Raw genomic sequence first — 13,936 nt, 5'->3', positions numbered from 1 at the left:
ACGTTGGGTCATTGTCTCCTCCAGGACTCTGGGACTTGACAAAAGCTGTCAAATGCTTGAACAATGTACCATCTTCAAGTGCGGATCACCCGGCAAGATCACTTAATTCATGAATTGAACCATGGACCAAAGGGGCTTTCTAAGCAGGCGATCAAAGCGTTCAGGGGCAGACGTGGCAAGAATCCAACTGGAAAACCCTATCTTGGTATCAGACCTCGACGTAGTTTACGTGGGGACATTCGTTCCCAAAACATGTGGAATTGCGACATTCGCCAACGACCTGGGTACTTCCATCAAGCAAGAAATGGGAGGCAAACCATATCGCGTCGTTGCCATTAGCGATCGAGCAGGAGGGTACGATTACCCGTCTGAGGTTACGTTTGAGATCCGAAAAAACGTAATTCGTGATTATGCTCGTGCAGCCGAATATCTTAACGGTTCCTCGGCCCAGATAGTCAGCCTTCAGCACGAATTCGGCATCTTCGGGGGCGACGCCGGCAAGTACCTTTCAGTGCTGCTGTGCCATCTAAAAAAGCCGGTAATAACCACCGTACACACAATCTTGGAAAATCCTCCGACAGACTATCGGGAGGCCTTTGAGGATGTCATAAATTGCTCTCAGCGACTGGTCACCATGAGTCAAAAGGGGGCCAGGATGCTCCAGGAGATATATGCCGTCCCTCGAGACAAGATCTCAGTAATACATCATGGTGTTCATGACGTTCCTTTTGTTGATTCTAACTTCTACAAGGAAAAGTTCAATGTGGAAGGCCTGACGGTTCTTCTTACATTCGGGTTGCTCAGTCCCAATAAGGGCATAGAAACTGCTCTGGAAGCACTACCTCATGTTGTAGAGAAACACCCGGATACTGTCTACATCATTCTCGGCGCAACGCATCCTGAAGTTAAAAAGGTTCACGGCGAGCAGTATCGCTTATCATTGGAACGAAAAGTCATCGACCTGAACCTAGCGGACAATGTGGTGTTCCACAACAGATTTGTCGATCTGCAGGAATTAACCGAATACATGTCTTGTTGTGATGTTTATTTGACTCCATATTTGGCCAAAGAACAAATAACCTCGGGCACACTTGCCTACGCTGTGGGAATGGGCAAGGCCGTAGTGTCTACACCCTACTGGTACGCGGAGGAATTGCTCTCTGATTCACGGGGAGTGCTGGTAGATTTCCGCGACGTGAAAGGTATGGCCAAAGCTCTGAACGACTTGATCGGCGATTCCATACGGCGGAACAAGATGCGGAAGGCGGCTTACGAGTACGGGCGCACAATGGTGTGGCGAGAGGTAGGGCGCCAGTACGTGGAAATGTTTGTGCAAATGCTCGGCGAGCGGAAGGACTTGGAAGTAAAATCTTCCTGGAAGCAAAAGATGCTGCCCGTGATTACCCTCCCGGAGATCAACCTCGACCATTTGATCTCTTTATCAGACAGTGTCGGGCTGTTGCAACACGCGTGCTTTGGCATACCGGATCGTGATAATGGGTACAGCGCCGACGATGTCGGTCGGGGACTTGCCGCGCTGATGACCTGTTATGAACAACAAAAGGACGAGCAGATCCTGCCTTTGATCAGGACCTACATCAGCTTTCTGAATCACTCCCAGACGGAAACAGGCCATTTCCACAATTTCATGTCATACGATCGAAGATTTCAGGATCAGCAGGGGAGCGATGATACCTTGGGCAGAGTCCTATGGGGACTTGGAACCGTTGTGAGATGGGGCACAAAAGAGCAAATACGGGCTCTGGCCCAAAACATCATGGCGAAGGCCGCGCCGAGAATACTCGAACTTCAAGCGCCGAGGGCCAAGGCCTATGCCATTATAGGTATGTTCCATCTCTTGCAAAAATTCGAAGGAGCGAGCCAATTTAAAAGACTTCTGATCCAGTTGGCTGATGATCTGGTCAGCCTGTACAAAGAGAACCAGAGTGAGGACTGGCAGTGGTTCGAGGATGTGATAGCCTACGGAAACGCCAAAATCCCTGAGGCATTGCTGCGTGCTTACCAGGTAACACAAAGCGAAGAATACATGAAGGTTGCGCTGGAATCGCTGGATTTTCTTACCAAACAGCAGTGGAATGGAGTCTATTTCGAGCTTGTCGGCAATGAAGGTTGGTACCCCAAAGGTGGGGAAAGAGCCCTCTTTGGACAACAGCCCATAGATGCAGGCTACCTGGTGGAAGCATACGTCGCAGCTTCAGAGGTAACTAACAGTTACAAGTACCTCGAACTCGCTCGGCTTGCTTTTGACTGGTTCCTGGGCCGAAACAGGCTCAATACTGCGCTCTATGATTTTGCTGACGGCTCGGTGGCCGACGGGATCGACTCCAACGGAATCAGCGCCAATCAGGGGGCGGAATCCGTGGTGTGCTACCTTCTTGCAGTCCTCGGCCTTTCCGAACTCAAGGCTCAAAGAATTCAGGCATCCAAATGAGAACCTTCCCATTTCCACGCTGTCTTATGGATCTATAGCGAAGGTATCTAAACGGCAACTCCTGGAGCCTCAGAACCGCCCCTACCTTCTCCTCTCAGTCACCAACTAATGATTTTTTTTGCGATCTTTGCGGGTTGCAAAGGGAGACTGTTTGATGTAGAAGCGCCCTGAGCGGACAAGTTTGGACGGCAGCCGGTATACTACGACGAAGAAGACAGCGGGAAAGAATCGGCATACGCTGGTCCAACACAGTCACGTTCACTTGGGCAACCGGTGAGCCCCGGTCGTAAAGAAAAGGACTTTCCATGAGCAATTCAGACCCCATAGTCATAATTTCGAGCTATCCTCCGCGCCTGTGCGGAATCGCGACTTTCGCTGAAGAAGCAAGGGAATTCATCCAGAAGGCCAATCCGGACAGGGATATCCTGGTAATAAGCCACACAGACGGCCAAGGAGAAGGCGTATTTCCTATCCTTGACATGTCCAGGAGGGATTGGTGGAAGACCGTGGCCGGAAAAGTGTCTCAGCTGCGCCCGTACGCAGTCCATCTGCAACATGAATACGGCCTGTACGAATACCATGACTCGAGGGGCGAGGGAGATGGAAATGAAGGGTTTCTGGATTTGCTCGAGGCAATCAATGAATTCCCCACTATTGTCGAGCCTCATACCGTCCACGGTAGACTAACTGATTTTGAGGCAAATTTCGTGTACCAGATGTGCGAACGGGCAAGGGTAGTGCTGTTCAAGTGCCATTATCAAAAATGGCGCCTGGAATGGAATTTCGTTGGCCGACATTGGCGAACCCCCAAAAACGTCATGGTGGTCCCTCATGGATCCAGGCCCGATCGACGCTGGGGAATCAAGGACGTCCGGGCTCTCAAGGAAGAGTTGGGCTTGGACAAGGTCCCGTACCTGGGTGAGCACCTCGTGGGCATGGTCGGATGGATACAGTCAAATAAACGCTGGGATATCTTAACTTCCATGTGGGAAGATATTCATGCAGAAATACTGGAACGGTCCGGCGAAAATTGGGACCTCTTAGCAGCCGGAAAAATGAGAGATCCAAACCACTTGACGGACTACAATCATTATCGACAGCAACTCGAAGTCCTGGAAAAAAAAGGACTGGCCCACTATTTCGAGTTTGTTCCACGGGGAGAAAGATATTACAAAGTTATGGCGATCTGTGACTTCATAGTCTTGCCTTCCACCGATGAAACCCAATCCGGAACGCTTGCACGAATAATTGCATTGAATAAGCCATTTATAACTACTGCCCCCATGGAAGGACTCACTGCTCAGACGCTCGAAAGCGAAGGCGGATTGCTTTTTACCACCAAGCAAAGATTGAGGGACCAGGTAATCACGATGGCCTGTGACGAAAAACTCCGGTTGCAACTCGGAGAGAACCTCAAGAAATATCTTGATCAGGTAGTTTCCTGGGAACTGGTAGCCAAACAGTACAACGAAGCTTACGAGTTGGCGCGACAATCCGTTGCGAGCGGACAAGCGGTTGAACTCCCGCTTGAATTCTGAGCGATAGACACGAGGACAGTCGGACACATGAGATACGCAACGGACAACGGCTATTGCGAACTGTTTAGAAGGTATGAGGCGAACCCCATCCTCACCTATCGCGACTGGCCCTATCAAGTGAATTCAGTGTTCAATCCAGGCGCTACAATGGTTAATGGCCGGTACCTGCTGTTGGTGAGAGTGGAAGATCGCCGGGGATTCTCACATTTGTGCGTCGCGCGCAGCCCTAACGGACTTACAGACTGGGAAATTGATCCTCGGCCTACACTTGTGCCGCAGCCTGAAGGTTATCCCGAAGAAACTTGGGGAATAGAAGATCCTCGACTTACGTGGATAGAGGACCTTGGAATGTGGGTTGTCGCCTATACTGCCTATTCAGAGGTCGGGCCTCTGGTGTCCCTTGCGACTACCGAGGATTTTGTCGACTTTCATAGGCTGGGTCCTGTCACGCCTCCCGAGGACAAAGACGCCGCGCTTTTCCCTGTCAAGTTCAAAGGCAGATATGCAATGATCCACAGGCCTGTGACAGCGTTTAGAGACGTTGGAAGGCACATCTGGATATCTTTCTCACCCGATCTGAAGCACTGGGGAGATCATCAGGTTCTACTGCCTGCTAGGAGAGGCGGCTGGTGGGATGCAAACAAGATTGGACTCTCACCACCGCCGCTTGAAACTTCTGACGGCTGGCTTATTCTGTATCACGGCGTGAGGGAAACTGTTGCGGGCGGCATTTACCGACTTGGGCTCGCGCTGCTGGATAAGGAAGATCCGACCCATGTGCTGAGACGCACCGATCACTGGATATTTGGTCCTGAAGAGCCTTTTGAAAAGAGCGGTGACGTTGGCAATGTTGTCTTCGCCTGTGGCTGGATCCTGCAGGGTGATGAGCTGCGCGTCTATTATGGAGGTGCAGATAGTTGCGTTGCAGTCGCCACGGGGAGTTTGAAGGAGGTTATGGACTTCCTTAAACAATGCCCTAAAGGATAACACTTGAACCAACGGCTTCTGGCCAGACGCTGGTTGCCCTATTGGGAAATTGTCCAGGATCAAGCTAGACGTATGAATTTCGCTCCTTCAGTGGCCCGCGAAAGGGAATGGGTCTTGCGAATTCAGGAGGCGAGATACTTAAAGAGTCTTCCCCGTAGATCCCACGTTTGAAAGCACATTCGTATGAGTCCCGCATGCCTTGACGGCAGCCCTAGATTTTCTCCTCGGTTTGACATCCAGGAGAAAACCCAATAACTTCCCTCGAAGCCCGTTTGCAAGATCAGCCCAGAAGCGCTGCCATCCTGAGAGGTCTCCATGCCCGCCCCTGTAGCCATCGTCGGAACCCTCGACACCAAGGGAGAAGAGGTCGGATATTTAAGGCATATAATAGAAGAATCCGGCTGTTCCACGATCGTCATGGATGTGGGGACCCTCAGTCCACCAATGATTGAGCCTGACATCTCACGGGAAGAAGTCACTGACGCGGCCGGCGTCACTGCCGAGGAATTACGGAAAAGGGCTGATCGAAGATCGGCCGTGCAGACTATGATCGACGGCGGGGCAATTGTAATAAGTCGCCTATTTGAATCCGGTAGGTTGTCGGGCATCATAAGCATTGGAGGAGGCACCGGGACTCATATCGGCACCGGGATCATGCGCTCCCTGCCCCTGGGTGTGCCCAAGTTGATGGTCTCCACGGTGGCCTCCCGGGACATGAGCCAACTCATTGGGACAAAAGACATCATCATGATGCATTCGGTCGTGGATATCCTGGGACTGAATGCCATCAGCAGGAGAATACTCGCCAACGCGGCATCGGCCATGGTGGGAATGGTTCGCAGCACAGTTCAGATCCGTTCCGACAAGCCGCTGATCGGTCTGACATCATTCGGTTTCATAACCAAAGGTGCGATGCGGGTCAAAGGGTTGCTCGAAGAACATGGATACGAAGTGGCTCCTTTTCACGCCAACGGCACCGGAGGCATGGCAATGGAGGACCTGATCGACCAGGGATTGATAAGCGGGGTGGTAGACTTCGCCCTGCATGAATTCGCCGACCAGATGTACGGCGGGTATTGCGGAGCAATAGGCCCGGAGCGACTCGAGTCTGCGGGACGGCGGGGAATTCCGCAGGTCGTGGTTCCGGGAGGACTGGATTGCATCGTGCTGGAATTTGACTCCCTGGAGACAATGCCGGAAGAGGTCAGAGGCCGCAAGGTATTCTGGTACGATTTCAGATCAGGGGTTCGCACCAGCCGCGACGACGTACTCCGGTTGTCCGGGATAATAGCTGAGAAGCTCAACCGAGCCAAAGGCCCGGTGAAGGTTGCGATACCCCTCAAGGGTTGGTCCGAAGCGGACGCGCTGGATGGCCCATTGCACGACTCTGAAACGAACAAGGCTTTCACCGCTGAGCTACGAGCCGCCCTGGCCGGACAAATTGAGGTCATAGAGGTTAATGCTCACATCAACGACGCGGAGTTCGCGGAAGTTGTGGTCTCAGAGTTGGATACCATGATGAAGCCTTGAGATTGACCAGTTGCACCAGCATGTCGTGTAGATAGTCATGGATTTACAATCATTTGGGAGATGGATCATTTTCGCCGGCCTGATTGTGGCCGCCTTGGGTCTGATTGTCTGGCTGGCGGGGAAGTCAGGGCTGCCGTTCGGTAGTCTTCCCGGTGACATCAGCGTGGACCGGCCCGGGTTTTCATTCCGGTTTCCGCTGATGACCTCAATTGTGTTGAGTATAGTGATTACAATTGTGCTGAATTTCTTGCTGTGGTTCTTCCGGAAATAGTCGGCAACTATTAGTCATGCCAAAGGTTGGAGGACAGAAGATGGATCTAGGCCCGGCCGCGGGCGTTATCAGCTATCACAGTCGGCGGGCACGGCCCGCCCTACGAATCTGCGAGGCGCCTCCTGTAGGGCGGGCCGTGCCCGCCATGCCCGGGTGTCGCTGAAACGTAACAAGGTGTCACTCGTTCCCAGGCTCCAGCCTGGGAACGAGAAACTCTATCCCTTACGTGCATGGTGGTTCCCGCTGGCCGCGGGAACCACCATGCACGTAAGAATATGAGAGTTTTTGGGGAGGGGTGCAGGGGAACCCCTTTTTTGCAAAAAGGGGTTCCCCTGCAATTCCCTTCTTCGAGCCACCCTGTTAGACCTGGCCTGATTCTTCAGGAGGCTTGCCTGCTTCATCCCAGCCTCTGGCCTTGTAGTAATCTGCCAGAAGTTGCTGCATCTGTTCTTCAGGAATTATCTTGCCGGTCTCAGGGAGCACTTCGTTGCAGAAGCGCTTGGGAAGCTTGTCGTCTTCCGGTGTCAGACCTTCCCTGATGTTGAAGCGCCGTGTGTTATCGGAAATGCCTGTTGCTATGGATTTAAGGGACTCCCTGTCAAGATCGAGCCCCGTTATGCCCTTGAGCATTTCCGCAAGATCGCCCCACTGGTACAAATCACGGTAAAAACGGCAAAGGACCAGTGAATCAAAAATGGTCAGCCGATCTTCCCACTCGATGAACATTTCCGCCTTGCCCGCGATCTGGTCGGGGTCGATCATTTTGGCCAACTCGGGCTTGTAAAAGGTAGCTCTTAAGTGGCACGCGCCGCGATCCGAGGTTCCGTAAGCCAAGCCCATGCCTTTGAGCACGCGAGGGTCATAACCCGCGGGCTCCAAACCTTTCACGTGGATGGCCTGATCAGCCATTCCCATGGCTTCAGCGGCGACTTTGATCCCCTTGGCGAGTGTATCCCCGATTCCTCTACGAAAAGCGATCTCTTCTATGAGGGTAGCGATTTGGTCAACCTGGCCATAGTCGATCCGGTAGTCGATCTTACCCTGCCGCGAGGCCTCTATCGTAAGTGCGGCCAAATTGCCGGCGCTGATGGTGTCTACGCCGACCCGATCGCACAGATCGTTCAGGTACGCGATCTCCTCTATGGATTGAACCTCACACAGGCCGCCGAAAGAGTAGATAGTCTCGTACTCGGGCCCTTCTATCTTGAGCCCCTTGTGCCGGCCTTCTTTGACGGTAGACATCCTTCCGCAGGCGATGAAGCATTTCAGGCAGGCATGCGGGCTGACTTCACAGCGTTCGTGAAGGGCCGCAGCATTGATCTGCGCCTGATGTTCCGCTTGACCTTTCTGCCAATAGCGTGTGGGGAAGCTCCCCACCTTGCTCATGATGTCAACCATCATGGGGGTGCCCAGGCTCTTGTACGCCTTAACTCCCGCATCTTCCTTGGCCCGTTGAGCTAGATCCTTTGAAAACCGCCTCACAAGTTCGGGATCGGCAAGTTCCTTGGTTTTGTTTCCCCAGAAAGCAATGGCTTTGATTTTTTTTGAACCCATCACCGCGCCTACGCCGGTGCGTCCCGCGCTTCGCCATCGGTCGTTCTCGATGACTGAGAAGGTGACTCCATTCTCACCTGCCGGGCCGATGACAACCACCCCGCAGTTTTTTCCGGGGCCACGCTTCTCCTTGAGCCAGGCTTTAACGCGATCTTCCGTTTCATAGGTATCGAGGCCCCAGATATCACCGGCAGGATGAAAATGTGCCCCTTCGTGGGAAACCTCCAGCCACACCGGCTCCTCGGCGGCGCCGTGAATCAGCACCGCGTCGAACCCGGTTTTAGCCATGTACTCGGCAACCGTACCGCCGGAATATGATTCGGAATAGAAACCCGTTTGTGGGGACTTGCTGTAAACGCCGTAGCGGCATGAACCCCATATCGCGGTGCCTGTGGTAGGTCCGATTGCGAAGACAAGGTGGTTATCGGGACTCATGGGGTCCACGCCCGGAGGATTATGCTTGAGAAGCAGATGCGTGGCCAGCCCTTTACCTCCCAGAGTCCGAGTCATAACCTCGTCAGAAATCATATTAAGATCATAGGATTTCTGGGAGGCGTTAACTCTGAGCACCATATTGTACAAACCAAACATGGCTCACGTTCCTTTTTTTGCGGCAGGTTGATGTTGCACTGGATTGTGGCTTTGGCCCGCAGATTTGGCCGATGCCGCGGGCACATGATACCAGCCTTTGCCCCAGGATAAGGCACAGACTGTCATTGCGAGGAGTGAAATCCCGCGTTCCGCGGGAAAGCAATCTTATCTTCGGTGGGACAGGCATCTTGCCTGTCATCCCAACAGACAGGCGAGACGCCTGTCCCACCAATGCAGATTGCTTCGGGCTTCGGCCTCGCAATGACACCTTAATGGCATTCCGCCTCGTTACGCTGAGCTAAAGGCATAATCTAAAAGAATATAACATCGTCTGTTAGAGCACGCTCCTGTAAATCTCCTCAGCATCTCCGAGTTTCAGCTCCCGCGGGTTGTTGGCAAGAAGCCTTGTCACCTTCATCACACCTCGTGCGAGGGAAGGAATGTCTTCCGCCTTAACCCCGAACTCACTCAACCGATTGGGAACCTTGAGATCGCTTGCCAGCGTCCGGAGCGCTTCCACAGCCATCTGTGCGGCTCGGCGTTCGCTCAAGCCGTAAATTTCTTCTCCAAAGACCTCCGCCATGCGCGCGAACTTGGGCAAGTTGCCCAGCATGTTGAATTCCATTACAGCCGTGAGCATGATGCTGTTGGCCACACCATGCGGAATGTGGAATTCCGCTCCTATGGGGTAAGCAAATGCGTGAACCGCTGTCACTCCCGCGTTGGCAAAAGCCATTCCTGCCAGCATACTGCCTTCGAGCATGTTCGACCTGGCCTGGAGGTCAGATCCGTTCGCGAAAGCGGTGCGTATGTTTCGGAAAATAAGGCCCATAGCGTCCAAGGCCAGCAGGTCCGTAAACCGCGTGGCATTCCTCGAAGTATAAGCCTCAACCGCGTGAATCAAAGCATCCATGCCCGTGGCCGCGGTCATCGCCGCGGGCAGCCCCAGAGTCAGCTCAGGGTCCAAAATGGCGCATGCCGGGAACAGATGCGGGCTTACTATGCCCTTTTTAAGCTTCTCCTGATGGTCGGAGAGGATGACGATGGGGGTGACTTCGCTGCCCGTGCCGGCTGTGGTAGGAACCACAATCGTCGGCAGCCCCCGGCTTTTAACCATGTCTATTCCAAAGAGAGAGCTGATCGGCTCTTGGTTGGTCACAAGTATGGAGGCAGCTTTGGCTATGTCCAGAGAGGAACCTCCGCCAATCGCGACAATGAGTTCCGCAGCGGCCTCTCTGGTTCGCTCCGCGGCTTGGGTAGCGACTTCGTGGCGTGGGTCAGGTTCCACATCGGCAAACCTTTCCACCGAACAACCTGCCGTTTTCAACAGTTCTTCGAACCTGCCGACGATTCCAGTTTGGACCAGGCCAGGATCGGTAATTATCATTATTTTCTTCGCGGCCAGCCGCGCTGCTTCCTCGGCAATCCGCTCCGCTGAGCCGGGTCCCATGACTATGCGCGGTGTTGTTTGAAAAATACTTACACGATTCATTGAGGTCTCACCTTCCTGGATTAGTGTCTCCGGCGGCCCGCCTACACGGCTAGATATTTCTTTTGCACGCTCTCGTCCTTCTGGAATTCGCCCACCGTCCCCGTGTACACGACCTGGCCCCTGTCGATAACCACGACACGATCAGCAACCGCCAGAGTGAAGCGCATATTTTGCTCCGACATTAGAATGGTCGTCTGCGCGCTCTTCAGGCTCATTATGAGGTCCCTAAGCACAGAGACGACCACAGGCGCCAGACCTTCAGTCGGCTCATCGAGAACCAGCACGTCAGGGTTGCCCATTAACGCCCTGGCAATCGTGAGCATTTGTTGCTCTCCGCCGGAAAGAGTCCCGCCGAGGCGATCCTGCATATGCACCAACAGAGGGAATTGGTCCAAAACGCTCTCAAGGTTCCAGCGACCTTTGCGGCGCGGGATCTTGCCCAATTCGAGGTTCTCCCGGACGGTCAAGGGTCCGAATATCCTTCGGTCTTCGGGAACGAACCCAAGCCCCATTTTTGCTATCTTATATGCAGGGAGCCGCGTGCAATCCGTGCCCTTGAACACCACTTTTCCGCTTCGAGCCGGAGTAAGTCCCATAATAGACCTGAACGTGGTGGTCTTGCCCGCGCCATTGCGGCCCATGAGGCACACGGTTTCGCCGACAGCCACGGAGAGCCCGACGTCAAACAGTATGTGGCTGTGACCGTAAAAGGTGTTGAGGCCCGAAGCCTCCAGAATAGGGGTCATGCGAGATCCTCGCCAAGATAAGCGGTAACCACTTCCGGATTGTTTCTGATTTCGTCGGGCGTGCCTTCGGCCAGGAGCCTACCCTGTTGCAGGACCCGGACAGTTTGAGCTATGCCGAAGACCGTGTCCATATCGTGTTCGATGAACACAAGGGTCAAATCGAATTCCTTCCACAATCTGGCAATCAAGTTCCGAGTAAGCTGACGTTCCTCAGGCGACATGCCCGAGGTCGGCTCGTCTAGGAGCAGCAATTTCGGTTCGAGTCCCAGTGCGATTCCAATGTCCAGGAGTTTCTGGTCCCCGTGAGACAACTCCAGAGCGGGCCGGCCGGAATGCTCCTTCAGGCCTATGCTTTCCAGAATAGAGTAAGCCTTTTCCGTGGCCTCCTCGAAGCTTTCAACGGTCCCGATCGGTTTTTGGCTCTGGCCGAGTTTGGAGAGGCAGGCCAAACGCACGTTGTCCAAGACGGTCTCTTCTGGGAAAATGGATGTGATTTGAAACGCCCGTCCCATGCCACGCTGCACGATTTCCTGCGTGGACAGACCAGTAATCTCTTGACCCTGAAAAACGATTCGCCCTCGATCCGGCATCAGATAGCCCGTGATCTGGTTAAAGAGCGTCGTCTTCCCTGCACCGTTGGGCCCGATGATGGCGGAGATGCTGCCGGCTTCCACGGAAAAACTTACCCCTGAGGTTACCCTCAGACCTCCAAAGGATTTGTCGACGTTATCCAAAACCAAGATGGGTTCCATCTCAACCTCTTGCAGGCGCGCGGCTCCTGAAACGGTCCACGAGCTTCCTGACCTCACCTACCAGACCTTTGGGAAAGAGCAGAACCATCACCATCATAATGGTTCCCACGATCAGCGGCCAATACTCGGTCCGCGCTCCCACCATGTCTTCGAGGACTATAAGCACTCCCGCCCCGATAAATGGCCCAAAGAACTGACCGATTCCACCGAGGACCGACATGAGGATGACCTCTCCCGAGGTGGTCCAATAGAGCATATTCGGGTGGATGGAATTGTCCACCCCGGCCATGAGACCGCCTGCCAGGGCAGTAAAGGCCGACGAAATCATGTAAATGGTGAGCTGGTTGCGCTTGACGCTCTGCCCCAGAAAGCGCACCCGGTCCGGGTTTTGTCGTACGCATCTCAAGGTCAGTCCCATGGGCGACCCCGAGATCCGCTTCAACACTAAGATGGAGAGAGCCACCACCACCAGAGTGAAATAGTAGTAGAAAATGCGGTCACCCAAGATTCCCGGAGGTATCACCCCCTGAATGCCGTCATCCCCACCGGTGACGCCATACCACCTGAAGGTGATCTGCCAGGCTAGCTGTCCGAAAGCCAGAGTCATCACGGTAAAGAACACGCCACTGACACGGATGATCAGGAGCCCTATCAAAATGGATAGGACCACTGAACATACGATCCCAAGGACGATGGAAGGAAGGAACCAAGCGTCTCCCCAATACTTGAATGTCATACCTACGGCATAGGCTCCCAGCCCGTAATAGAGAGCCTGACCAAAGGAAAGCATGCCCGTGCCGCCCCACAGCATATTGAAGGAGACCGCAAACAGACCCCACACGAGAATGTGGCTGGCTAACATTATCTCGTAGCTTGAAGCTCTCAATAACGGCACCATAGCGAAGGCCATGAAGAGCACAGCCCAGAAAGCGGCTTCCTTGTATCTCTTGATGCTCTCCATTACTACACCTTCCTGAGCGGACTGTGGGAAAACAGGCCTTCGGGTTTGAAGATCAAAGTGAGCACCATGACAACGTAACTCACGACAACAGCCCATTCCGGCACCAAGATGACAGCGAAAGCAGTAACCTCCCCAAGAATGAGCGCACCCAGCCACGCGCCCCAGAAATTACCCATTCCCCCTATGACCACCACAATGAGAGAGTCAATGATCACCTCAATCCCCGCTCCGGGGGTCACGGACCGCAGCGGCGCAGCCAACGCACCGGCAAAGCCACCCAGCGCCGTGGCAATGCCGAACACCAATGTCATAGTCAGAGGCACGTTCACTCCCATCGCCGAGAGCATTTCACGGTCCAGGGCAGAGGCCCGTGCGACTTTTCCCGCGCGAGTGCGGGTAAGAACAAGCCAGGCCACTACCACCACCGCAAGCCCGATTCCTATAATGGCCAGGTTGTACGTCGGTGTGGTCTCGCCCAGAATCTGGACCGAGCCCCTGAGGCCGGCCGGTCTCAACAACGACTTGTACTCGGTGCCCCAAATAATCTTCACCATGTCGTCTATGACGAGGATAAACGAGTACGTTAACAGAATCTGGAACCCGGCTTCCTCGGCTCGGCCATAGATCCGCCGCAAGAACAGGGACTCGGCAAGCATTCCCAACACGCCTGCGCCAAGGGCCGCGGCAACGGTCGCGGTCCAGAAATCGGTGTGCCATACCGTCGCGGCCTGATAAGCCAGGTAAGCGCCCAGCATGTAGAAAGATCCATGAGCGAAATTGAACACGTTCCCGACGCCAAAGATCAGCGTAAGCCCGCTGGCCACGAGGAACAGCAGGGTCGCCATGGTCAATCCGCTCAGGAGCTGTACCAGTATAAATGACAGGTCCATTCGGAACCTTCTTCCGCCGTAGGATCACTCGGCTATTGAGCCGCTTTCAAACTCGTTGCCTAAAGCTTTTTCCGATTGCAGGTAGTCTGATACCGTCATTCCGGCGCAAGCCGGAATCTAGTTTCTTCAATAGGGCCTGGACCCCGGCTTTCGCCGGGGTGACGGCAAGTGA

11 protein-coding genes are annotated in these 13,936 nt (G+C 53.9%); 5 read left to right on the top strand and 6 right to left on the bottom strand.

The window, feature by feature from the left end; genetic code table 11:
* The first annotated feature begins 172 nt into the window (after positions 1-172).
* From HY913_12440 to HY913_12420, 5 genes are all read left to right on the top strand, one after another.
* Positions 173-2,452, top strand: a complete 2,280-nt coding sequence (locus HY913_12440; protein ID MBI4964079.1) for a glycosyltransferase — start codon at positions 173-175, stop codon at positions 2,450-2,452.
* A 305-nt stretch (positions 2,453-2,757) separates the two neighbouring features.
* Positions 2,758-3,990 (top strand): glycosyltransferase, encoded by a 1,233-nt coding sequence (locus HY913_12435; protein MBI4964078.1) that lies wholly within the window; start codon positions 2,758-2,760, stop codon positions 3,988-3,990.
* A 27-nt stretch (positions 3,991-4,017) separates the two neighbouring features.
* On the top strand, positions 4,018-4,977 hold the full coding sequence (locus HY913_12430; protein MBI4964077.1) for a glycosidase: 960 nt from the start codon (positions 4,018-4,020) through the stop codon (positions 4,975-4,977).
* Positions 4,978-5,292: 315 nt separating this feature from the next.
* On the top strand, positions 5,293-6,507 hold the full coding sequence (locus HY913_12425; GenBank protein ID MBI4964076.1) for a Tm-1-like ATP-binding domain-containing protein: 1,215 nt from the start codon (positions 5,293-5,295) through the stop codon (positions 6,505-6,507).
* A gap of 37 nt (positions 6,508-6,544) precedes the next feature.
* Positions 6,545-6,778, top strand: a complete 234-nt coding sequence (locus HY913_12420; protein MBI4964075.1) for a DUF2905 domain-containing protein — start codon at positions 6,545-6,547, stop codon at positions 6,776-6,778.
* 360 nt (positions 6,779-7,138) lie between these two features.
* Here HY913_12420 and HY913_12415 read toward each other — a convergent pair whose 3' ends face one another.
* The 6 genes from HY913_12415 to HY913_12390 form a co-directional block, all read right to left on the bottom strand.
* Positions 7,139-8,923, bottom strand: coding sequence for an aldehyde ferredoxin oxidoreductase family protein (locus HY913_12415; GenBank protein ID MBI4964074.1), 1,785 nt, complete (start codon positions 8,921-8,923; stop codon positions 7,139-7,141).
* Between the two features lie 334 nt (positions 8,924-9,257).
* Positions 9,258-10,415, bottom strand: coding sequence for an iron-containing alcohol dehydrogenase (locus HY913_12410; GenBank protein MBI4964073.1), 1,158 nt, complete (start codon positions 10,413-10,415; stop codon positions 9,258-9,260).
* A gap of 41 nt (positions 10,416-10,456) precedes the next feature.
* Positions 10,457-11,161: an ABC transporter ATP-binding protein gene (locus HY913_12405; GenBank protein ID MBI4964072.1), complete on the bottom strand. Its 705-nt coding sequence runs from the start codon at positions 11,159-11,161 to the stop codon at positions 10,457-10,459.
* Entirely contained in the window at positions 11,158-11,913 is a 756-nt protein-coding gene (locus HY913_12400; GenBank protein ID MBI4964071.1) for an ABC transporter ATP-binding protein, read from the bottom strand. The genes HY913_12405 and HY913_12400 overlap by 4 nt, the downstream gene beginning before the upstream one ends.
* Position 11,914: 1 nt before the next feature.
* Positions 11,915-12,874, bottom strand: a complete 960-nt coding sequence (locus HY913_12395) for a branched-chain amino acid ABC transporter permease (protein ID MBI4964070.1) — start codon at positions 12,872-12,874, stop codon at positions 11,915-11,917.
* 2 nt (positions 12,875-12,876) lie between these two features.
* Positions 12,877-13,764, bottom strand: a complete 888-nt coding sequence (locus HY913_12390; GenBank protein MBI4964069.1) for a branched-chain amino acid ABC transporter permease — start codon at positions 13,762-13,764, stop codon at positions 12,877-12,879.
* Positions 13,765-13,936: the final 172 nt, after the last annotated feature.

Source organism: Desulfomonile tiedjei (assembly GCA_016212925.1).
In the GTDB taxonomy this organism is placed as follows: Bacteria; Desulfobacterota; Desulfomonilia; order Desulfomonilales; family Desulfomonilaceae; genus JACRDF01.
This window is presented reverse-complemented; position numbering and strand designations above follow the sequence as displayed.